At 63.3% G+C, this 22,168-nt stretch carries 22 protein-coding genes; 10 read left to right on the top strand and 12 right to left on the bottom strand.

Annotation, left to right across the window (positions count from 1 at the left end; translation table 11 throughout):
* Nucleotides 1–25 precede the first annotated feature (25 nt).
* Both NMB38_RS15245 and NMB38_RS15250 read left to right on the top strand, forming a co-directional pair.
* Nucleotides 26–382 (top strand): 4a-hydroxytetrahydrobiopterin dehydratase, encoded by a 357-nt coding sequence (locus tag NMB38_RS15245; protein ID WP_023533765.1) that lies wholly within the window; start codon nt 26–28, stop codon nt 380–382.
* Between the two features lie 238 nt (nt 383–620).
* Nucleotides 621–749: a hypothetical protein gene (locus NMB38_RS15250; RefSeq protein ID WP_255212317.1), complete on the top strand. Its 129-nt coding sequence runs from the start codon at nt 621–623 to the stop codon at nt 747–749.
* Nucleotides 750–836: 87 nt separating this feature from the next.
* On the opposite strand, the gene ydiJ is transcribed toward NMB38_RS15250, so the two are convergent.
* Complete coding sequence (gene ydiJ, locus NMB38_RS15255; RefSeq protein WP_088523376.1) at nt 837–3,857, bottom strand: D-2-hydroxyglutarate dehydrogenase YdiJ; 3,021 nt, start codon at nt 3,855–3,857, stop codon at nt 837–839.
* Nucleotides 3,858–4,007: 150 nt separating this feature from the next.
* On the opposite strand from ydiJ, the gene NMB38_RS15260 reads away from it, so the two are divergent.
* The gene (locus tag NMB38_RS15260; protein ID WP_027915908.1) at nt 4,008–4,892 is read left to right on the top strand and encodes a LysR substrate-binding domain-containing protein; all 885 of its coding nucleotides are present in this window, start codon (nt 4,008–4,010) and stop codon (nt 4,890–4,892) included.
* A 62-nt stretch (nt 4,893–4,954) separates the two neighbouring features.
* Here NMB38_RS15260 and NMB38_RS15265 read toward each other — a convergent pair whose 3' ends face one another.
* The 6 genes from NMB38_RS15265 to NMB38_RS15290 all read right to left on the bottom strand — a co-directional run bounded on the left by NMB38_RS15265 (nt 4,955) and on the right by NMB38_RS15290 (nt 11,558).
* Nucleotides 4,955–6,373 (bottom strand): amino acid permease, encoded by a 1,419-nt coding sequence (locus tag NMB38_RS15265; protein WP_345956327.1) that lies wholly within the window; start codon nt 6,371–6,373, stop codon nt 4,955–4,957.
* Nucleotides 6,374–7,179: 806 nt separating this feature from the next.
* On the bottom strand, nt 7,180–8,247 hold the full coding sequence (gene rluB / locus NMB38_RS15270) for a 23S rRNA pseudouridine(2605) synthase RluB (RefSeq protein WP_196129510.1): 1,068 nt from the start codon (nt 8,245–8,247) through the stop codon (nt 7,180–7,182).
* 193 nt (nt 8,248–8,440) lie between these two features.
* A complete protein-coding gene (gene scpB / locus NMB38_RS15275; RefSeq protein ID WP_027915905.1) occupies nt 8,441–9,217 on the bottom strand; it encodes an SMC-Scp complex subunit ScpB in 777 nt (258 codons plus the stop codon).
* Entirely contained in the window at nt 9,204–10,058 is an 855-nt protein-coding gene (locus NMB38_RS15280) for a segregation and condensation protein A (protein WP_028688031.1), read from the bottom strand. Before NMB38_RS15280 ends, scpB begins: the two co-directional genes overlap by 14 nt.
* A complete protein-coding gene (locus tag NMB38_RS15285; protein ID WP_023533818.1) occupies nt 10,055–10,684 on the bottom strand; it encodes an L-threonylcarbamoyladenylate synthase in 630 nt (209 codons plus the stop codon). The genes NMB38_RS15280 and NMB38_RS15285 overlap by 4 nt, the downstream gene beginning before the upstream one ends.
* A gap of 13 nt (nt 10,685–10,697) precedes the next feature.
* Entirely contained in the window at nt 10,698–11,558 is an 861-nt protein-coding gene (locus tag NMB38_RS15290) for a PHP domain-containing protein (protein WP_494354828.1), read from the bottom strand.
* Between the two features lie 67 nt (nt 11,559–11,625).
* Between NMB38_RS15290 and NMB38_RS15295 the strand changes: the two genes are divergently transcribed.
* From NMB38_RS15295 to NMB38_RS15315, 5 genes are all read left to right on the top strand, one after another.
* Nucleotides 11,626–12,219: a septation protein A gene (locus NMB38_RS15295; protein WP_027915901.1), complete on the top strand. Its 594-nt coding sequence runs from the start codon at nt 11,626–11,628 to the stop codon at nt 12,217–12,219.
* A 1-nt stretch (nt 12,220) separates the two neighbouring features.
* Nucleotides 12,221–12,520, top strand: coding sequence for a YciI family protein (locus NMB38_RS15300; protein WP_027915900.1), 300 nt, complete (start codon nt 12,221–12,223; stop codon nt 12,518–12,520).
* Between the two features lie 117 nt (nt 12,521–12,637).
* Nucleotides 12,638–13,315 carry a response regulator transcription factor gene (locus NMB38_RS15305; RefSeq protein ID WP_027915899.1) on the top strand — a complete coding sequence of 226 codons (678 nt, stop codon included), beginning with the start codon at nt 12,638–12,640 and terminating at the stop codon, nt 13,313–13,315.
* A 134-nt stretch (nt 13,316–13,449) separates the two neighbouring features.
* Nucleotides 13,450–13,866 carry a Spy/CpxP family protein refolding chaperone gene (locus NMB38_RS15310; protein ID WP_027915898.1) on the top strand — a complete coding sequence of 139 codons (417 nt, stop codon included), beginning with the start codon at nt 13,450–13,452 and terminating at the stop codon, nt 13,864–13,866.
* A 75-nt stretch (nt 13,867–13,941) separates the two neighbouring features.
* Nucleotides 13,942–15,276 (top strand): sensor histidine kinase, encoded by a 1,335-nt coding sequence (locus NMB38_RS15315; RefSeq protein WP_027915897.1) that lies wholly within the window; start codon nt 13,942–13,944, stop codon nt 15,274–15,276.
* Between the two features lie 61 nt (nt 15,277–15,337).
* Here NMB38_RS15315 and NMB38_RS15320 read toward each other — a convergent pair whose 3' ends face one another.
* A complete protein-coding gene (locus NMB38_RS15320; protein WP_027915896.1) occupies nt 15,338–15,898 on the bottom strand; it encodes a nitroreductase family protein in 561 nt (186 codons plus the stop codon).
* A gap of 167 nt (nt 15,899–16,065) precedes the next feature.
* Between NMB38_RS15320 and NMB38_RS15325 the strand changes: the two genes are divergently transcribed.
* Entirely contained in the window at nt 16,066–17,520 is a 1,455-nt protein-coding gene (locus NMB38_RS15325) for a TrkH family potassium uptake protein (protein WP_027915895.1), read from the top strand.
* On the opposite strand, the gene NMB38_RS15330 is transcribed toward NMB38_RS15325, so the two are convergent.
* Nucleotides 17,477–18,538 carry an AraC family transcriptional regulator gene (locus NMB38_RS15330; protein ID WP_027915894.1) on the bottom strand — a complete coding sequence of 354 codons (1,062 nt, stop codon included), beginning with the start codon at nt 18,536–18,538 and terminating at the stop codon, nt 17,477–17,479. The genes NMB38_RS15325 and NMB38_RS15330 overlap by 44 nt on opposite strands.
* Nucleotides 18,539–18,691: 153 nt before the next feature.
* Between NMB38_RS15330 and NMB38_RS15335 the strand changes: the two genes are divergently transcribed.
* The gene (locus tag NMB38_RS15335) at nt 18,692–19,003 is read left to right on the top strand and encodes an Mpo1-like protein (RefSeq protein WP_027915893.1); all 312 of its coding nucleotides are present in this window, start codon (nt 18,692–18,694) and stop codon (nt 19,001–19,003) included.
* A 45-nt stretch (nt 19,004–19,048) separates the two neighbouring features.
* Here the strand turns inward: NMB38_RS15335 and NMB38_RS15340 are convergent, their stop codons facing one another.
* The 3 genes from NMB38_RS15340 to recQ form a co-directional block, all read right to left on the bottom strand.
* Nucleotides 19,049–19,330, bottom strand: a complete 282-nt coding sequence (locus NMB38_RS15340) for an Rdx family protein (protein WP_104926435.1) — start codon at nt 19,328–19,330, stop codon at nt 19,049–19,051.
* A 24-nt stretch (nt 19,331–19,354) separates the two neighbouring features.
* Entirely contained in the window at nt 19,355–19,792 is a 438-nt protein-coding gene (locus tag NMB38_RS15345) for a MarR family transcriptional regulator (protein ID WP_023533772.1), read from the bottom strand.
* Nucleotides 19,793–19,940: 148 nt separating this feature from the next.
* A complete protein-coding gene (recQ, locus tag NMB38_RS15350; protein WP_027915891.1) occupies nt 19,941–22,088 on the bottom strand; it encodes a DNA helicase RecQ in 2,148 nt (715 codons plus the stop codon).
* Nucleotides 22,089–22,168: the final 80 nt, after the last annotated feature.

A 22,168-nucleotide genomic window follows, 5' to 3' on the forward strand; every position in this document is an offset into this window, starting at 1 on the left:
CACAACGCCACATGGATAAGAACGTATGAATGCCTTGAACCAAGCCCACTGCGAAGCCTGCCGCGCCGATGCACCGAAAGTCAGCGAGCAGGAGCTTGCCGAGCTGATTCGCGAAATACCGGACTGGAACATCGAAGTGCGTGACGGGCACATGGAGCTTGAGCGCGTATTTTTGTTCAAGAATTTCAAGCATGCCCTGGCGTTCACCAATGCCGTCGGGGAAATTGCCGAGGCCGAAGGCCATCACCCAGGGCTGCTGACCGAGTGGGGCAAGGTGACCGTTACCTGGTGGAGCCACTCGATCAAAGGCCTGCACCGTAACGACTTCATCATGTGCGCACGCACCGACAAAGTGGCCGAGACGGCCGAAGGGCGCAAGTAAACTGCCCAAGGCTTCAGTCTCGGGGCTCACACGGGCGTGGCCGCCGGTCACGCCTTTTTTATGCCGCCAGAGCAGCCTTGAGCCTGCGGCACGAGCCGCCTTGATCGACCCGCTGCGGGGGCCGGGCGTAGGAAAAAAGCCAAACTGTCATCCAGACTTGTGTATCCTGCCCCAGCTTCTTGAAGCTTCACACGCGCCTGGCGCAGCCTTTTCACTCACACTTGCGAGGAACGACGAGATGCACGAGATCCCGAATCTTCCCTTCCCAAGCCTGAACCCAGAAGAGCCCACCGTTACCGCCCATGCCGACTCGGCACCTGCCCGCGAGCAGGAAGGTGACGATCAGACCAGCGCCGATCAGGACTAGACCGCGCGCACTGGCTGTGTGAAAACGGCTGATCGACACCTGGCGCTTCAGCACGTTTTCACACCGCTCGGTCGAGCAAGTCTCCCTTCAGCGCCTGGCGAACTGCAACACCACTTCCAATGGATGACGCATCGGCCGCCCGGCCATGCGCTTGACCTGACTGCGGCAGGAATAGCCGGTCGCCAAAGGCTCCCCTTCCTTATCCAGTTTCAGCGCCCACGACTGCTCGAAGATGTCCTTCGAGGTCTGCTGATTGCGCGCCTCGTGCCCATAGGTACCCGACATGCCGCAGCACCCGGTGGCCTCGGTGATCAGCTTGAGCCCCATGCGTTCGAACACCTGCTCCCACTGCCGGGTGCTGGCAGGGGCGTTGGTCTTCTCGGTGCAATGGGCCAACAGGCGGAAGGTGGACGTGCTCCCTGCCGCTTGCTCGGGCAACGCGCTCAGCAGCCACTCCTGAGGCAACAGCACGGTGGGGCACCCTTCGAGCCCAGGCACTTTCGGGTATTCCTGGCGATAGACGAGGGTCATGGCCGGATCCAGCCCGACCAACGGCACCCCGCAGTCGGCCAGCGCCTTGAGCTGGGTGGCGTTGCGCACGGCGGCCTTGGCGAAGGCACCCAGAAAGCCCTGAACATGCAGCGGCTTGCCATTGGCACTGTACGGTGCCAGGAAAACCTTGTGGCCCAGGCGATGCGCCAGGTCGATGAATGCCGACAGCAACGGCGTCTCAAAGTAGCGGGTGAATGCATCCTGCACCAGCACGATGCTGCGCTCGCGCTGGGCGGGTGTCAGTTCGCGTAGCGCCGGCACAGTGGCCACGCCCACGCCACAGCGCGTCAGGGTCGCCTGGAAGTTGAACCGGCTGATCAACGGGCTATCGACCATGCCCACCTGCTCGGCCAGCAGACGGCTGACCCATTTCGAGCCCATCACCGCGTTGTACAGACCAGGCGCATGGGCCAGGTACGGGATGGTGAATTCCAACGACCCGATCAGGTAGTCGCGCAAGGGGCGCTGGTAACGGGTGTGGTACAGCTCGAGAAAGCGCGAGCGGAAGTCAGGTACGTTGACTTTGATCGGGCATTGTCCTGCGCAGGATTTGCACGCCAGGCAGCCAGCCATGGCGTCATAGACTTCATGGGAAAAATCTTCCTGCCCCTGGCGCCGCGTCCGCTCGTTGCGCAACCGCGCTGGCAGCCCTTTGACCCAGGACACCGGCTTGCGCGCCACCTCCAGTACATCGACCCCCGCCTCGCCTTGCAGACGCAACCATTCGCGCATGAGCGAAGCCCGCCCCTTGGGCGAGTGCCGACGTTCACGGATCGCCTTCCACGACGGGCACATGGCGTCGTTCGGGTCGTAATTGTAGCAGGCACCGTTGCCGTTGCAATGCACGGCGCTGCCATAGGCCTGCCAGACCCGCTCATCGATGGTGCGATCCAGCTCGCCGCGCAAGGTCACGCCATCGACCTTGGTCAGGCCCTCGCTGGCCCCGAGCGGCGTGCAGATCTTGCCGGGGTTGAGCTGGTTGTGCGGATCGAACGCGCCTTTGAGGCGCTGCAGTGCCGGGTAAAGCTCGCCAAAGTACTCGGGCACGTACTCCGAGCGCAGGCCCTTGCCGTGCTCGCCCCACAACAGACCGCCGTAGCGACGGGTCAAGGCAGCTACTGCATCGGAGACAGGCTTGACCAATGCCGCCTGGGCCGGGTCCTTCATGTCCAGCGCAGGGCGCACATGCAGAACCCCGGCATCGACGTGCCCGAACATGCCGTACGCCAACCCGTAGCCGTCGAGCAAGGCACGGAACTCGGCGATGTAGTCGGCAAGTTTTTCCGGTGGCACCGCCGTGTCCTCGACGAACGGCTGCGGCCGCACTTCGCCTTCGACGTTGCCCAGCAGGCCAACCGAGCGCTTGCGCATGGCGTAGACGCGGGTCACCGCCTCAGCCCCCTCGGCCAGCGTATGGCCAAGGCGCTCGACGCTGGTGTCGACACGCAGGTGATCGATGAAGGCCTGGACCTTTGCGTTGACCTCGACGGGGTCATCACCGCAGAACTCGACCAGGTTGATGCCCAGCGTGGGGCGCTCGGGGTCGGCCGGGAAATACTCGGCGACGCTGTGCCAGACAATGTCCTTCATCGCCAGCCCAAGCACTTTGGAATCGACGGTCTCGATGGACAATGGCCGCTGCGCCATCAAGGCATTGGCATCGCGCAGCGCATCCATGAAGCTGGCGTACCGTACGTTCACCAGGGCAGCATACTTGGGAATCGGCAGCACGTTGAGCTTGGCCTCGACCACATACCCCAGCGACCCTTCGGCGCCGCACAGTACGCTGTTGAGGTTGAAGCGGCCTTGCTCGTCTCGCAGGTGCGCCAGGTCGTAGCCGGTCAGGCAGCGATTGAGCGGGGGAAAGGTGGTGCGGATGAGTTCAGCCTGGGTGTCCCAGATATCCAGGGCCGTGCGGTATACCTGACCCACGCGACCGGGCGCCGTACACGCTGCCTGCAACGCGTCTTCGTCAAGCGGCAGGCTGTGCAGGCGCTCACCCCCGAGCAGGATGCTGTGCAGCTCAAGCACATGGTCGCGCGTTTTGCCATAGGTGCAACTGCCCTGCCCGCTGGCGTCGGTGTTGATCATGCCACCCACGGTCGCGCGGTTCGAAGTGGACAGTTCAGGCGCGAAGAACAAGCCATGGGGCTTGAGGGCGGCGTTGAGCTGATCCTTGACCACACCGGCCTGCACCCGCACCCAACGCTGCTCGGCATTGATTTCGAGGATGCCGTTCATGTGCCGCGACAAATCCACGACCACGCCATCGGTCAACGACTGGCCATTGGTGCCTGTGCCGCCACCGCGCGGGGTCAGCTTGATCGCCTGGAAGCGCGACTCGCCCATCAGCGTGGCGACGCGCGCCACATCATCGGCGTCCAGTGGGAACACCGCAGCCTGCGGCAGACACTGGTAGATGGAATTGTCGGTGGCCAGGACGGTTCGGGTACCGTAGTCGGCGCTGATCTGGCCACGAAAGCCACTGTCATGCAGGGCTTTGAGGAATGCCGGGTAGTCGGCGTCAGGTGCAACGGTAGGCAGCTGGGCGATCATCGAAGGACGGCCTCGGAATAGGGCTGGTTCACGGAAAAGATGTCGTGGCGGCATGGGTGGCGCCGGCAACAGTGACGAATGTGGCAATGTTCCTGTAGTTTTGCGCCAGGGGCAAACGGATAATCCTGCCGCTATCGATGACTTTCATGAATGAATTACCGCCACCTAACCCCGTCCATGTCTCTGCTGCTGGCCTTCGAGGCGGCCGCCCGGCACCAGAGCTACACCCGCGCGGCCACTGAACTGTCGCTGACCCAGAGCGCGGTCAGCCGGCAAGTTCAGGCGCTGGAACAGCAGTTGGGTCTGACCCTGTTTCGCCGCGAGGGTCGCCAGGTACGGTTGACGGACGTCGGCCGCCTGTACCAACGCGAGCTCAGCGAAGCACTGGGCCGCATTCGGGGCGCGACCCTACAGGCGCTGGCCTATCAGTCCGGGGTCGGCACTTTGCGCCTGGCCACCTTGCCCACCTTTGGCTCCAAATGGCTGTTGCCGCGCCTGAACGACTTCTACAAGGCGCACCCTGGCATGCTTGTGCACTTGCATTCGCGTATCGAAGCCATCGACTTCGACACCAGCGAGATCGATGCAGCCATTGGCGTGGCCAGCGGTGACCTGCCAGGGCTGATCAGCCACCGCCTGCATGCCGAGGAACTGCTGGTGATCCTTCCGGCCCAGGCCGCAAACGAACAACCGCACTGGAGCCCCACCCGCATCAGCGAGCAGTTACTGTTGAACGTGGCCAACAACCCCCATGCCTGGGGTGAATGGTTCTCGCACCATGGCCTGCCCCACCGAAGCATGCGCCTGGGGCCAAGCTTCGAGTTGACCTCGCACTTGATTCAGGCCGTGCAGGCGGGTATTGGTGTGGGCCTGGTGCCCCGCGTGCTCGTGGAAGACGAGCTGGCCAAAGGGGCGCTGTACAGCCCAGGCCTGGCATTCGCCAGTCAACGCAGCTATTACCTGATCTATCCGCCGCGCAACGAAGCGCTACCTTCGCTACGGGCATTCAGGGCGTGGCTGCTGGAACAGATCTGACGCGCAGAAAAGAAAACCCGAAGCGGTCGACGCTTCGGGTTTTACAGGCGACTGTACGACGCTTATTTGGCGGCGCTGCCAACGGCTTCAGTGATGACGCCCTTACGCCGTGACTTGATGACATAAGCTACGAACATGCAGAGCAACCAGACCGGGATGGCGTAGACGGACACCTGGATACCCGGAATCTGCAGCATGATGCCCAGGATCAAGACCACGAAGGCCAGCACCACGTAGTTGCCGTAGGGGTACCACAGCGCCTTGAACAGGGGTTTCTGACCCGTGCGGTTGAGGTGCTGACGGAACTTGAGGTGCGAGTAGCTGATCATGGCCCAGTTGATCACCAGGGTAGCCACGACCAGCGACATCAGCAGCTCCAGCGCGCTGGAAGGCATCAGGTAGTTGAGCAGCACGGCGATCAGGGTCACGGCCGCGGACACAAGAATCGAACGCACCGGTACGCCACGCTTGTCGACCTTGGCCAAGGCAGCCGGCGCATCGCCCTGCTCGGCCATGCCCAGCAGCATGCGGGCATTGCAATAGGTACCGCTGTTGTACACCGACAAGGCCGCGGTCAGGACCACGAAGTTCAGCAGGTTGGCGGCCACATCGCTGCCCAGCAACGAGAACACCTGCACGAACGGGCTGCTGCCGTAGCTGCCGCCGGAGGCATCGATGCTGGCGACCAAGGTGTCCCACGGCGTGAGCGACAGCAGGATCACCAAGGCACCGACGTAGAAGATCAGGATGCGGTAGATGACCTGGTTGATGGCCTTGGGGATCACGGTCTTGGGCTTGTCGGCCTCTGCGGCCGTAAAGCCGAGCATCTCCAGCCCCCCGAACGAGAACATGATGAACGCCAGGGCCGTCACCAGGCCACTGACCCCATGGGGGAAGAAGCCACCGTGCGACCACAGGTTGGCCACGGTCGCGTCAGGCCCGCCACTGCCGCTGGTCAGCAGGTAGGCACCCAGGCCAATCATGCTGACAATGGCCACCACCTTGATGATGGCAAACCAGAACTCAGCTTCGCCGAAGAACTTCACGTTCATCAGGTTGATGGCGTTGATCAGCACGAAGAACGCAGCGGCTGTTACCCAGGTAGGGATTTCCGGCCACCAGTAGTGCACGTACTTGCCCACGGCGGACAATTCGGACATGCCCACCAGGATGTACAGCACCCAGCAGTTCCAGCCCGACAGGAAGCCGGGGAAGCCACCCCAGTAGGTATGGGCGAAATGGCTGAACGAGCCGGCCACGGGCTCCTCGACGATCATTTCGCCGAGCTGGCGCATGATCATGAAAGCGATGAAACCACAGATCGCGTAGCCCAGGATCATCGACGGGCCGGCGGATTTCATCACGCCCGCCGAACCCAGGAACAGGCCGGTACCGATGGCGCCTCCCAGGGCGATCAACTGAATATGGCGGTTCTTCAGGCCCCGCTTGAGCTCGCCTGAATGCTTGTCGTGTCCACTCATGAACGAAGTCACCTGCATTGTTTTTATCTGTGACGGAATCGGACCCACCGCGCTCGTGGCGCAGCGGAATGGGCAAGGTGGTCACCTTGTTTCCTGAAGGTACAGCTGCGCGGTCGAGTCAACCGGGCGGGGTCAGGAGTGCGCGGTACGCAAGGGGGTCACAGGTAAAACGCGGCGCACTGTATAACCCTGCAAGCGCGCAGGCGTCAACGCGTTGCGTGGTTTCCGGCGGAAAAAACGCAGCGTTCCTGGGGTAATGGCCTTTGTGGGCGAGTTGATCGGCGTACATGGCGCCTCCATTTGTTGTTTTATCAACCGGCTCTGCGGCGGGCTGTTGCACGGGGCAATGAGGGCTATAACACCGTGGAGCGGGGGTTTAGGCAAGGGAGGTGAAGGGCTGAGGACGCAACCGGAGACAGAAGCTTCGGCAAGCTTTCTTTACGGACGGGGACTTTTTCTGATTTGCTGCGAGAATCAGCCAAGGCTTGTAAACAAAACCTTACAAGCTGGAAATATAAGTTGCCAGACTAACGAAATGACTTTGCGCCCAATGGGTTACGGCCGACCATGAGTTGAGTCAGATCAGCACACTCGCACCCTCTGGCAGGGTGCATCTGGCAAGGCATGCATCATTTAGCGGGCTGCACATTGGGGCCGCTTCGCGCCCCATCGTTGGCCACTGGCTCCTGCTCAGCGCGAGATATTCGCCTTTTGCAGAAGCCGGCTTGCGGGCAATGGGCTGCGTAGCAGCCCCAATGTGTTCAGCGTCGGTAATTAAGCAAGGGCCAACAATGGCTCCGAATGCCTCAGCCGCGTGGCTTGCCGCGACCACGGCCTGCAGGCTTGTCACCCTCGGGCTTGGCCGGGCGCTTGCGCATTTCGCTCGGGCGCTCGGCCACTGCGCTGCCACGGTTGCCTTTGCGCGGCGATTCTTCGCGCGCCGGGCGTGCTGGACGCTCGCCGGCCGCTGCGCCGTCCTGGGCCGGGCGCAGGCTGCGCACGCGCTCACCACGACCCAGGGGGCGGGACGATTTGCGCTGCAGACGCTCCATCTTGTCCTTGGCCTTGAGCTTCAAGGCCGGCAACGCCACGGGCTGCAAGCCCACCTCGGCCGCCAGGATGTCGATTTCACCCTGGGTCATTTCCCGCCAGCGGCCCATGGGCAAATCCGAGTTGAGGAACACCGGGCCAAAGCGCACACGCTTCAGGCGGCTGACCACCATGCCCTGCGACTCCCACAGGCGACGGACCTCACGGTTGCGGCCTTCCATCACCACGCAGTGGTACCAGTGGTTGAAGCCTTCGCCGCCTGGTGCCTTCTGGATGTCGGTGAACTTGGCGGGGCCGTCTTCGAGCATGACACCCGCCTTCAGGCGCTCGAGCATCTCGTCATCCACTTCCCCACGTACGCGCACGGCATATTCGCGGTCCATTTCGTAGGACGGGTGCATCAGGCGGTTGGCCAGCTCACCGTCGGTGGTGAACAGCAGCAAGCCGGTGGTGTTGATGTCCAGACGGCCGATGTTGATCCAGCGACCTTCCTTGGGACGCGGCAGGCGATCGAACACGGTCGGGCGACCTTCCGGGTCATCGCGGGTGCAGATCTCGCCATCGGGCTTGTTGTACATGATCACCCGGCGCGTCGCCTCGGCCGCTTCTTCACGCTTGATCAGCTTGCCGTCGACGGCAATGGCGTCATGCAGGTCGACTCGCTGGCCAAGGGTGGCTGCAACGCCGTTGACCTTGATGCGGCCCTGGCTGATCCAGGCCTCGACGTCACGGCGCGAGCCCACGCCAATACGCGCGAGGACTTTCTGCAGCTTCTCGCCAACAGGTGGGGTGATCTGGGTATCTTGCAGGTCTTGCTCACTCATCTGGGCACCTCCCGGTGTAGGAATGAAAACAGGTTTCTGGCAACGAACGCGCCAAAAGGCCGCGCATCATACGTGGTTCGCCGCCTGAATGCATGGGAGGGTAGAAGCTTTTCCACCCTCTGCCACGACTTTCTGCCAGGCGGGCCCTGCTCGACGGCCTGGCCCATGGCCACAGCAGATCGAGTTGAGGCGATCAGGCCTGCTCGCTCGGCTCCCCCTCCAACGGCGTTTCGGCATCAGGGTCGTGCTGGAGCACATCGTCGAAATCGGTCTTGAGGCCCTGCTCCATGGCGTCGAGCTCCACGAGCAGGCTGCGAAAGCTGGTCTCGTCCTTGACCGGCTCAGCCTCCTCGTCCTCGCCCAGGCTGGCGTCGGCCAGGGCCTGCAGGTGCGCCGGTACCGGGGCATCGTCCGGGTCGAGCAAGGGCTCGGGCTCCATCTCGCGCAATTCGGCCAGCGCTGGCAGCTCATCCAGGCTGCGAAGGTTGAAATGGTCCAGGAATGCCTTGGTCGTGGCAAACAGAGCCGGCCGTCCGGGCACTTCCCGGTGGCCCACTACACGGATCCACTCGCGCTCGACCAACGTCTTGACGATGTTGCTATTGACCGCGACGCCACGCACGTCCTCGATTTCGCCACGGGTGATGGGCTGGCGGTAGGCAATCAGCGCCAGGGTCTCGAGCAGCGCCCGAGAATAGCGCTGCGGGCGCTCTTCCCACAGCCGGCCGACCCAAGGCGCGTAATCCTCGCGAATCTGCAGCCGATAACCGTTGGCCACCTCCTTGAGCTCGAACGCCCGACCGGCGCACGATTTGCCTAGCACTTCGAGTGCTCGCTTGAACGTCTTCGGCTCGGGCCGCTCGGGCTCCTCGAACAGCTCGTACAAGCGCTCAAGCGATTGAGGCTTGCCAGAGGCCAGCAGGAAGGCTTCGATCAACGGGGCCAGGTCGCGGGGGTCATTCAGGTTCATGGGCGTCTTCGGCAGGAGCAGGGCGTAACCGCACATGGATGGCGGCAAAGGCTTCATTTTGCACCAGTTCGACGAGGGTTTCCTTCACCAGCTCCAACACAGCCATGAACGTGACCACCACCCCCAGCTTGCCTTCATCGGGCGCGAACAGATCGATGAAGGGCACGAAACCACCGTCTTTCAAGCGTTCCAGCACCTGCCCCATGCGTTCCCGGGTCGACAGGGTCTCTCGGCTGATCTGGTGGCTTTCGAACAGGTCGTTGCGGCGCATCACTTCGGCCATGGACGCCAGCAGCTCCGGCAGGCTGACCTGCGGCAACAGCTTGCGTACCTTTGCCTGGGGCGCCTCCAGGCACGGCACGACCAGGTCACGACCGACCCTGGGCAACCCGTCCAGGCCTTCGGCGGCCGCCTTGAAACGTTCGTACTCCTGCAGACGTCGGATCAGCTCGGCGCGTGGGTCGCCCTCCTCCTCCTCGACCGTGACGCTGCGCGGCAGCAACATGCGCGACTTGATTTCGGCCAGCATGGCGGCCATCACCAAGTATTCGGCAGCCAGCTCAAGGCGCACGGTTTTCATCAACTCGACGTAGCCCATGTACTGGCGAGTGATTTCTGCCACCGGGATATCGAGGATATCGATGTTCTGCTTGCGAATCAGGTACAGCAGCAGGTCCAAAGGCCCTTCGAACGCTTCGAGAATGACCTCCAGGGCATCGGGGGGTATGTACAAGTCCAGCGGCAGCTCGGTCACGGCCTCGCCGTAGACCAGCGCGAGCTGCAACTGGCCTGGCAGCTCGGCCGGCTCGGCCGCTGCCTGGGCGAACGGCTCGGCGGTCACGCGTTGACCATGAACGGAGTAGGGTCGCCGCAGCCTTCGCGAATCAGTTCGGGTTCATCGCCTGACAGGTCGATGATGGTCGACGCCTTGAGGTCACCGTAGCCGCCATCGATGACCAGGTCGACATGGTGCTCCAGACGCTGGCGAATTTCGTAGGGGTCGGTCATGGGTTCGGCGTCGCCGGGCAGGATCAGGCTCACGCTCATCAAGGGCTCACCCAGCTCGGCAAGCAGTGCCAGGGTAATGGCATGGTCCGGCACGCGCAGGCCGATGGTGCGGCGTTTTTCATGCAACAACAGGCGCGGCACTTCGCGCGTGCCGTTGAGAATGAAGGTGTAGGGCCCCGGCACATGGGCCTTGAGCAGGCGGAAGGTGCCCGTATCGACCTTGGCGTACAAGCCCAACTGGGACATGTCGCAGCACATCAGGGTGAAATTGTGGGTCTTGTCCAGCCCGCGCAAACGGCGCACCCGCTCGATGGCCGACTTGTCACCGATCTGGCAACCCAGCGCATAGGCCGAGTCGGTGGGGTAGACCACTACCCCACCCTTGCGGATGATCTCGACCGCCTGGCGTATCAGTCGCGGCTGTGGGTTTTCCGGGTGAATCTGGAAAAATTGGCTCACGTCGTCGTCCTGTTCAAACCGGCAATGGCTGTTCATGGCTGAAACGGTGCCACACAGGTGGCAGGTCCTCGGGCAAAGGCCGATAGGCACCGATTTCGCCCCAGGTGCCGGGGCCGTGGAAGTCACTGCCAGCACTTGCCAGCAGCCCGAACTCACGGGTGATGATGGACAGGGTGCCCACCTGCTCGGCCGGCATCATCCCATTGACCACTTCAAGCGCCTGCCCGCCTGCCTGAATATAGTCGGCAATCAGCCGCCTGCGCTTGCTGCGCGTCAGCTCGTAATGCATGGGATGCGCCAGGCTCACCCATGCGTTGGACTGGCGCAGGGTGGCAACGGTTTCCTCCAACGATGGCCAATGTTGCTTGACGTCACCGAGCTTGCCGGCACCGAGCCATTTGCGGAAGGCCTCGCCCCGGTCTTTGACGTGGCCGGCATGCACCAGGTAGTCGGCAAAATGTGGCCGGGCCGGGGCATTGCCACTGTCACCGAGCGCCTGCTGGATTTGCCGGGCACCTGCCAGCGTCCCTGGCATGCCCTTGGCTGCCAGGCGCTTGTCGATTTCCTCGGCACGCAACCAGCGGCCACGGTGCAGGGCCTCGATCGCCGCCAGCAAGGGCGGTGCATCTACGGGGAAGTTGTAACCGAGTATGTGGATGGTTGCGCCGCCCCAGGTACAGGACAGCTCGACGCCGCTGACCCATTGCATGCCGTGCTCGCGGCAGGCCTGGCGGGCTTCGGCCAGGCCTTCGAGGGTATCGTGGTCGGTGAGCGCCAGCGTACGCACCCCATGCTCGAAGGCCCGGGCGACCAGGGCCGAAGGCGACAGGGCGCCGTCGGAGGCCGTGCTGTGACAGTGCAGATCAACATTCATGGAGTAGCGCTTTCGCTGGATTCGATGTTTGTTATTATGCCGTCACATCCCGGTTCTGGCTGCCATTGTGAAACAATTCATCGATTTCATCCCGCTGCTGCTGTTCTTCATCGTCTACAAACTGGACCCACGGCCCGTCGAGCTGGCCGGGCACAGCTTCGAATTCGGTGGTATCTACAGTGCCACTGCCATGCTGATCATCAGCTCGCTGGTGGTGTACGGCGCGTTGTTCCTGCGCCAGCGCAAGCTCGAGAAAGGCCAGTGGCTGACGCTGGTCGCCTGCCTGGTGTTTGGCGGCCTGACCCTGGCCTTTCACAGCGAAACCTTCCTCAAGTGGAAGGCGCCGGTGGTGAACTGGCTGTTCGCCCTGGCCTTCGCCGGTAGCCACTTCATCGGCGACCGGGTACTGATCAAGCGCATCATGGGCCATGCGCTGACCTTGCCCGATGCCATCTGGGCCCGCCTGAACCTCGCCTGGATCGCGTTCTTTCTGTTCTGCGGCGCCGCCAACCTGTTCGTCGCCTTCACCTTCCCAGCGTTCTGGGTCGACTTCAAGGTGTTCGGCAGCCTGGGCATGACCGTGCTGTTCCTGGTGGCACAAGGGCTGTACCTGTCGCGCCACCTGCAAGATACCTCCTCTGCCTCCAAACCCAAGGACTGACATGCTCTACGCCATCATTGCCAGCGACGTCGCTAACTCCCTGGAAAAACGCCTGGCTGCGCGCCCGGCCCACATCGAGCGCCTTCAGCAGCTCAAGGCAGAAGGCCGGGTGGTACTGGCCGGCCCGCACCCGGCCATCGACAGCAACGACCCAGGCGAGGCAGGCTTCAGCGGCAGCCTGATCGTGGCCGAGTTCGATTCCCTGACCGCCGCCCAAGCCTGGGCCGATGCCGATCCCTACATCGCTGCCGGCGTCTACGACCAGGTCGTGGTCAAGCCCTTCAAGCAAGTGCTGCCTTGAAACACCTCGCCTAGAAGGCGTGCTTGGCATCGCCAGTTGGCAGCTGACCTCAAGACTGGGGTATCTTTCCGGCTGGCGGACCAACGCGTCGCCGTCAATGGTTGAATTGAGTGAGTCATGAGCGAGCTGTTACTGATTGATGACGACCAGGAGCTGTGCGAGCTGCTCAGCAGCTGGCTGACCCAGGAAGGGTTCACTGTGCGGGCCTGCCACGATGGCCAGGCTGCACGCCAGGCGTTGGCCGAACGTGCGCCAGCGGCCGTGGTACTGGATGTGATGCTGCCCGACGGTAGCGGTCTTGAACTGCTCAAGCGCCTGCGCAGCGAGCATGCCGACCTGCCCGTGGTGATGCTGTCGGCCCGCGGCGAGCCGCTGGACCGCATCCTGGGCCTTGAACTGGGCGCCGACGACTACCTGGCAAAGCCGTGCGACCCACGCGAGCTGACTGCGCGGCTGCGCGCCGTGTTGCGCCGCAGCCATCCAGCCCCGGCCACCAGCCAGCTGGAATTGGGCGACCTGGTCTACAGCCCTGCCCGCGGGGTGGCCAGCATCGACGGTCGCGAGCTGACCCTGACCCTGTCCGAGAGCCGCATTCTTGAAGCATTGCTGCGCCAACCGGGCGAGCCTCTGGACAAACAGGCGCTGGCGCAGATCGGCCTTGGTCGCCGGCTGACGCTCTACGACCGCAGCCTGGACATGCACGTGAGCAACCTGCGCAAGAAGATCGGCCCGCACGCCGACGGCCGCCCCCGCATCATCGCCTTGCGCAGCCGCGGCTACTACTACTGCCTGTAGTACTTTCGTCAGTCTGATGCCAGGAAAGGGAACTGGCCTTTACGTTCCCTTTACCGTGCCCTGACCGCGCTTGACGATCATCTCCCTAGACTGTGCTCATCCGGTGATCGCCGGCCCATGACAGGAGAGACACCATGCGCAAGACCCTTACCGCCCTGCTGTTCGCCGCCGCACTGCCCACCGTTGCCATGGCCATGCCCGACGGCGGCCCGCGCCATGATGGCCCGCATCATCGCGGCGGCCCGGCCTTCCACGAACTGGACCTGAGCCGCGAACAGCGCGACCAGATCGGCAAGCTGATGGGCGATCAGATGAAACAGCGCCACGACATCACCGAGCGTTACCTTGGCAAGCTGCCGGCGGCCGATCAGAAAGCCATGAAAGAAGAGATGCAGGCCAGCCGCGACAAGACCGACGCTGCGGTACGCAACCTGCTCAAGCCAGACCAGCAGAAGAAGTTCGACGAACTGCAAAAGGAACGCGCCGCCAAGAAAGCGGAGTGGCAGGAGTTCCAGGCCTGGAAAGCTGAAAAAGCCGGCAAGTCCCAGTAAGCTCCACTGTCAGCGCCCGCTGTGCGCCAGGTTCGCCTGGTGCACGGCGGGCTTTCATCGTTTGGGGAGGTCTACGTGCGTTCACTGTTCTGGCGCATCCTGGCCAGCTTCTGGCTCGCCATCGCCCTGGTAGCTGGGCTGTCGATATTGCTGGCGCACACGCTCAACCAGGACGCCTGGATTCTAAGCCGTCACCCGGGGCTGAACACGTTGGCCAGCCAATGGGCCAGGCACTACGAACAGGAAGGCCCGGACGCAGCGCAGCATTTTCTCGAAAGGCGCAAGGCGCGCTACAAGATCGACGTGCAAGTACTGGACGACAGCGGCGACGCTGTGGTGCCAGGCACCTTTCCCCGGCGCGCGGCTGCACTCGAAGCCAGGCAGCACAACGATGAGCGGCGCCTGCCGTGGCGCCGCCTGACCGAGGAATACACCAGCCCCGAGAGCAAGGCGTCCTACCTGCTGATCTACCGCATCCCTCACCCTGCCCTCGATGCCTGGCACCGCGAGAGCCTGCTCTGGCCGCTGAGCGCACTGGGCATCGCCCTGGTGGTGCTGACCCTGTTCAGCCTGTTCGTCACACTGTCCATTACCCGCCCCCTGAGCCGCTTGCGTGGCGCGGTGCACGACCTGGGGCAGAGTACCTACCAGCAGAACAGCCTGGCGCAACTGGCCGGCAGGCGCGACGAATTCGGCGTCCTGGCCAAGGATTTCAACAAGATGGGTGCTCGCTTGCAGAGCACCATCGCCAGCCAGCGCCAGTTGCTGCGCGATGTGTCCCACGAGCTGCGCTCTCCGCTGGCCCGTCTGCGCATCGCCCTGGCCCTGGCCGAACGTGCCGAGCCGCAGCAACGCCAGGCCTTGTGGCCGCGCCTGACCCGCGAATGCGATCGGCTGGAAGACCTGATCAGTGAGATTTTGACCCTGGCGCGCGTGGATGCCGACCAGGCCCATGCCGAAACGGTCGATCTCAACGCGCTACTGGGCAGCGTGCGCAAGGACGCGCAACTGACGGCACCCGAGCATGACGTGCGCCTCGAAGCGCAACCCGGGTTGACCTTGCAAGGTTGGCCGACCCTGATCGAGCGTGCGGTGGACAACCTGCTGCGCAATGCACTGCGCTTTACCCCCGCGGGTCAACCCGTGGAGCTGAGCGCCTGGCGCGAGGACGACGTGCTCAGGGTCTGCGTACGTGACCGAGGCCCCGGCGTGGCAGCTGAGCACCTGGCCCAGCTGGGCGAGCCGTTTTTCCGGGCGCCGGGGCAAAAAGCCCCTGGACACGGCCTTGGGCTGGCGATTGCACGCAAGGCGGCAGAGCGCCACGGCGGCCGACTGATACTGGCCAACCATCCACAAGGCGGTTTTGTCGCAACCCTGGCGCTGCCGGTGGCAGAAGCACCTGGCAGCTAGCGCCACCACGCAGGTCTGCGCCAAGGCCAGCGGCTTGGGTCAAACGCGGCGGGCTGGGCGGTCAGTCGCCCCAGGCGCTGACGAAGTCGGCAGTGGCGAGCACAGGCGCCGTGCGAGGCTCGGTCATGGGCGTACCCACATACAGGAAGCCAAGCAGCTCCTCGTTTTCTGCCAAGCCCAGGCCTTCATGAACATGGGCATCGAAGGCCAGGTCTCCGGTACGCCATACGGCACCCACGCCCTGGGCGTGCGCGGCAATCAGTATGCCGTGGGCGGCGCACCCTGCTGCCAGTTGCTGCTCGAGCACTGGGACCTTGGGGTGCTGCTTGTGCAAATGGGCAATGACCACGATCAGCAAGGGCGCGCGTAGCGGCATGGCGCGGGCCTTGCTCAATGCCGCCTCACTGGCATCACCGCGCTTCTGAACCGCGCTGGCGAACAGTTCACCCAACCGCTCGCGTGCTTGGCCTTCGATGGTCAGAAAGCGCCACGGGCGTAGCTGACCGTGGTCCGGGGCCCGCAGCGCAGCCTGAAACAAGGCCTCACGCTGGGCATCGTTGGGCGCAGGGTCGGTCAGGCGCGGGACCGAAACCCGGTTGAGCAATGCGTCGAGAGCCTCCATCGGCTACCCTCCTGGAACATGAATGTGCGGCCATTCTCAAGGGCCCGGCCCCAGGCTGCAAGCCCGACCTCGTCCGAGACCTGCAGCATGAAGATGCAGCTTGGCCTTGAGCCTTTGCGCCCCACAGGTAGAATGGCGCCCTTCCGTTTCGAGCCCGAGCAGAACACATGGCGTTGCCGACCTTAAGGATCATTGGTTTCATCATCGGCATCTTCCTCATCACCCTCGCCGTGGGCATGGCTGTCCCCATGGCTACCTTGGTGATTTTCGAACGCACCAGCGACCTGCCGTCCTTTCTCTGGTCGAGCCTGATCACCTTCGTGGCGGGCCTGCTGCTGGTAGTGCCCGGCAGGCCGGAGCACGTGCATTTGCGTCCGCGTGACATGTACCTGCTGACGGTGTGTTCCTGGGTGGTGGTGTGCGTATTCGCTGCCCTGCCCTTTCTGCTTACGCAGCACATCAGCTACACCGATGCGTTTTTCGAAAGCATGTCGGGCATCACCGCCACTGGCGCTACCGTACTCAGCGGCCTGGACAGCATGTCGCCCGGCATCCTGATGTGGCGCTCGATGCTGCACTGGCTGGGCGGCATCGGCTTCATCGCCATGGCGGTGGCCATTCTTCCCCTGTTGCGCATTGGCGGCATGAGGCTGTTCCAGACCGAATCCTCGGACCGCTCCGAGAAGGTGATGCCGCGCTCGCACATGGTCGCCAAGTCCATCGTCGGGGTCTATGTCGGGTTTTCCATTTTCGGTGCCCTGGCGTTCTGGTGGGCCGGCATGAGCCCGTTCGATGCGATCAACCACGCCATGTCGGCGATCTCCACCGGCGGTTTTTCAACGTCCGACCAGTCCCTGGCCAAATGGGACATGCCCGCCGTGCACTGGGTGGCCGTGGTGGTGATGATCCTCGGCAGCCTGCCGTTCACCTTGTACGTGGCCACGTTGCGCGGCAACCGCGGGGCCCTGATACGTGATCAACAGGTGCAAGGCTTGCTGGGCATGCTGGTCGCGACCTGGGTGATACTGGGCACCTGGTACTGGTACACCACCAACCTGCACTGGCTCGATGCCTTGCGTCACGTCGCACTGAACGTGACCTCGGTGGTGACCACCACAGGGTTTGCGTTGGGTGACTACAGCCTGTGGGGCAATTTTTCGTTGATGCTGTTCTTCTATCTGGGATTCGTGGGCGGGTGCTCCGGCTCGACGGCCGGCGGCATCAAGATATTCCGGTTCCAGGTGGCCTACATCCTGCTCAAGGCCAACCTCAACCAGTTGATCCACCCCCGGGCGGTGATCAAGCAGAAGTACAACGGGCATCGCCTCGACGAAGAAATCGTACGCTCCATCCTCACGTTTTCCTTCTTCTTCGCCATCACCATCTGCGTGATGGCATTGCTGCTGTCATTGCTGGGGGTCGACTGGATGACCGCCCTGACCGGCGCGGCCGGGACGGTGTCCGGTGTGGGCCCCGGCCTTGGCGAAGTGATCGGGCCGTCCGGCAACTACGCCAAACTGCCCGACGCTGCAAAGTGGATCCTGGCCGGCGGCATGCTGCTGGGCCGGCTGGAAATCATCACCGTGCTGGTGTTGTGCATGCCGGCTTTCTGGCGTCACTGACGGCGTCGAGATCGGTGCCCAGGCGTGCCCGGTACTCGCTGGGCGTGACGCCAAACCAACGGCGAAAGGCCCGATAGAAGTTGCTAGGGTCGGCGAAGCCAAGCAGGTAGGCAGTTTCCAGCAAGGTCATGGTGGGCTGGGCCAGGTACTGTTCGGCCAATTCGCGCCGGGTATCGTCAAGTAACGCCTGGAAGCTGGTGCCCTCGTCTTGCAGCCGGCGCTGCAAGGTGCGCTGGGACAGGTGCAGTGCCTGTGCCAGGGTTTCACGCTTGGGCTCGCCCTGGGGCAGGATGCGGCACAGCACCTGACGCACCCGATGGGTCACCCGGCTCTCCGAGAAACGTGCCAGGTACTCACCGGCGAACCGATCGTGCAACACGGCCATGGCTTCGTTGGCCGTGGGCAGGGGTGCCTCCATGTCAGCCCGCTCGAACACCAGAGCATCGTGGGGGGCATTGAAGATCAACGGGGAATGAAAGGCTACCTTGTAGGGTTCCAGGTGCTTGGGCGGTGGCCCCTGTATCAGTACCCGCCGCGGCTGCACTGGCCGGCCGCTAAGCCATTTACACAAGGACAGCGCACAGGCCAGCGACGCCTCGGCACTGTGCCGGGTGGGCGGCAAGTGGTCGCCGTGCACGGTCAGGATCAGCGAATAGCCTTCAGGGGTGAGGATGAAGCTCAAGTCAGAACTTTCGGCAATGATGCGCTGATAGCGCACCAGCCGTGCGAAGCCTTCGGCCAGGGTACGGCTGGACATCAGCGCGTAGCCCACCACATGAAAGGATGCAGGCCTGACCACGCGCGCCATGTTCAGGCCGATTGCTTCATTGCCCGACAGCTCCACCGCCAGTTGCCAGAGCCGGGTCATGGCGTCCTGCGGGAAGCGCGCATCCGGATCATCGAGAGCAGCGAAGTCCAGCCCCAGCTGCTTGAACATGGCCTGGCAATCGAGCCCTTCGAGCTCCAGCGCCTTGACGATCCCAGATGCCCAGCTGGCGGAGGTGGTTCTTTCGCTCATGGCACGCTTCTTATGCTGACCGCTCCTGCGGTGAACCCCAAGGATACTCAATTGGCGCCTATTGTCACTGGTACGCCTCGTCAGTGACTCTAGACTCGAATCAGGCTCCACGCCGTCTCTATCATTCGCCAGTCAACCTTCCGGAGCAGTGTCATGGACCGCACAGCGCAATTCCGAACCTTCGCCGAGTTCTATCCCTACTACCTCAGTGAGCACAGCAACCCCACGTGCCGCCGTCTGCACTTCGTGGGCACCAGCCTGGTCATTGCCCTGCTGGCCTATGCCATTGGTAGCGGCAAGTGGATGCTGCTGCTCGCCGTGCCCGTGGTCGGCTACGGCCTGGCCTGGGCAGGTCATTTCTTTTTCGAGAAGAATCGGCCAGCGACCTTCACCTATCCCTTCTACAGCCTGCTGGGGGATTTTGCGATGTTCAGGGACGTGCTACTGGGCAAGGTGCGCCTCTGACGCCAAAGGGCCAGACTGCCCGCGGTATCGACACGGCCAGGGCGGTCAGCGATCGTTGTGACCCAGGTCGCGCTGTGGATCGATCTGATCGCGTATGCGCTGCTTGAGCACCTTCGCTTCGGGGAAGCCGCCATCGGCCTTGCGCTCCCACACCTGCACGCCATCGCACGTGATGCGAAAGACGCCGCCGCTGCCCGGCTGCAAGGCCACCTGCCCCAGGTCCTGGCCAAACGTACTGAGTAGCTCCTGGGCCAGCCAGCCGGCACGCAACAGCCACTGGCACTGGGTGCAATAGGTGATGATGATTTCAGGCTTTGGCTCGGTCATGTGATACCCCTCGCAATCGATGGATCAGGGCTTTTCAAGGTTGCCCAGAATCTTGGCATGGACCCGCATGCAGACCTCAAGGTCTGCTTCGTCGACACCTGTGAAAAGCTCGATGCGTAGCTGATTGGCGATGGTCTCGATCTGCTCGATCAGGGGCTTGGCCGGGGGGCACAGCACAATCTTCTTGGCCCGCCGGTCTTCGACAACGGCCTGGCGGCGCACCAGCCCCTGCCCTTCGAGGCTGTCGAGCAACCGCGCCAGGGTCGGGCCCTCGACGCCGACGCTCTGGGCCAGTTCGCGCTGGGTGGGCGCCTCCTCGAACCGCGCCAGGTGCAGCAGCACCAGCCACCGCGCCTGCGACAGATTGAGGCCGGCCAGGCGGCGATCAAGCTCGGCACGCCAACCACGGGACATCTGGGCAAGCTGCATGCCGAAGCGGTGTTGATTGTCGGTCAGGGGCATAAAGCGACTCGTTGAACAGTTCTAATTGTTAGGCAGCTAATCATGCGCGGCGCGACGAGGCAAGCCGTCCGGTCGCGCTGCTGCAGGGGAAACATGCGCTGGCATGACACGGATCAGCAAACCGCTTGGGGCAAGGCAGCGTGCATCGTTACAGCTCGAACTCTGCCGCCAAGGCGGCGCGCACGCAGTGCAAGACGCCGTCTGGCACACGTGATCCGAACAACGGCGCAATGGTGGAAACGGGTGGCAATTCGCCTTCGCCGTCGAGGAAGGCATCCTGGATCTCCGACAGAAGATCTTCCGGCAGGTCCAGCGCCTGTTCGAGGTTAAGCTCCTGACGCCCCAACGCCTCGGCCAGCAGGCTGTAGACATTCTTTTCCGTGCAGTCGAGCTGGCCGGCGATCTGCGCCGGCGTCATGCCGGCGCGGGCCAAGCTGACCAACTCATGACGCAAGTCCAGTACCACCTTCGGCGCCTCAGGGGTACCGCCACTGCCATTGAGCACTTCCAGGAAAGCCTGCCCGTAGCGTTCCAGCTTGCGGGCGCCAACACCGCTGACCTGCGCCATGTCGCTCAGGGTCACCGGCTGGCTGCGCAGCATCTCGAGCAAGGTGGAGTCCGGGAAGATGACGTAAGGCGGGACGCGGTGCTCTTCGGCAAGCTTGCGGCGCAAGGTGCGCAGCGCTTCCCACAATTCGCGTTCTTCTGCGCGCACCAACTGGCTGGCCGGGCTGCCGCCGCCAGAAGACGATGCCTTGGCCACGGTCTGCGGCTTCAGGTCACGGCGCAGTTGCAACGTGACCTCGCCCCGCAACAGCGGCCGGCAGCTGTCCGATAGGCGCAGGCCGCCGTAGCCTTCCAGGTCGATATCCACCAGGCCACGGGCCACCAGTTGGCGGAACAGGGAGCGCCAATCGGCCTCGGCCAGCGCCTTGCCGACGCCGAACACCGACAGTTTGTCATGTCCGAAATTGGTCACTTTCTCGGTCTGCTTGCCCAGCAGCACGTCCACCAAATGCCCCACGCCATAACGCTGGCCGGTACGAAATACCGCTGACAACGCCTGACGGGCAGGCTCGGTGGCATCCCACGTCTGCACATTGTCGACACAGTTGTCGCAGTGCCCGCAGGGCTGTTCAAGCGTCTCATCGAAGTACGCCAGCAAGGTCTGGCGTCGGCAACGTGTCTCCTCGCACAAGGCAAGCATCGCGTCGAGTTTGTGCTGCTCGATGCGCTTGTGGCGCTCGTCACCTTCGGAGTTCTGCAGCATTTGCTTGAGCATGACCATGTCCTGCAAGCCGTACGCCATCCAGGCGTCCGAAGGCAGGCCGTCACGACCGGCGCGACCGGTTTCCTGGTAGTAGGCTTCCAGCGACTTTGGCAGGTCCAAGTGCGCGACGAAACGCACGTTGGGCTTGTCGATGCCCATGCCAAAGGCGATGGTCGCGACCATGATCAGCCCTTCTTCGTTGAGGAACCGATGCTGGTTGGCCGAGCGCGTTTCAGCCGGCAGACCGGCGTGGTATGGCAGCGCCGGGAAGCCTTGGTCGCAGAGGAAGGCAGCGGTTTCGTCGACTTTCTTGCGCGACAGGCAATAGACGATACCTGCGTTTCCACGGCGTTCGCCGAGAAATGCCATGAGCTGCTTGCGGGGCGCTTCCTTGGGGACGATGCGGTAGAAGATGTTCGGCCGGTCGAAGCTCGACAGGAAGCGCTCGGCCCCCTGCAGGTGCAGACGCTGGACGATTTCTTCCCGGGTACGCATGTCCGCTGTGGCGGTGAGCGCGATGCGGGGTACATGGGGGAACAGCTCGGCCAGTTGGCCCAGTTGCAAGTATTCGGGGCGAAAATCGTGGCCCCACTGGGATACGCAGTGGGCTTCGTCGATGGCGAACAGCGAAATGTCCAGGTCGCGCAGAAAATCGAGCATGCGCGGTTGCACCAGGCGCTCTGGCGCCAGGTAGAGCATCTTCACCTCGCCGCGGCGCAGGCGCCCGGCCAGCTCACGTTGCTGCTCGGCGTTGAGCGTGGAGTTCAGCGCAGCGGCCGACACCCCCAGTTCATCGAGCGTGGCGACCTGATCGTCCATCAGTGCGATCAACGGCGACACCACCACGGTCAAGCCTGGGCGCAGCAACCCCGGCACCTGGAAACACAGCGACTTGCCGCCACCTGTGGGCATCAGCACCAGGGCATCGCCACCATTGGCTACGCATTCGATGATCGCTGCCTGGCGCCCTCGGAAGCTGTCGTAACCGAAGATGTCCTTGAGAACGCGCTGAGCCTGTTCGAGCATGTGCAACTCCAAAAACGCCGTACCACCCCGCTACAGGCTGGACGAAAAACCCGCGCCGCACACGCCGAATGCGTAAGCGG

It is taken from the genome of Pseudomonas sp. FBCC-B35 (assembly GCF_059133755.1).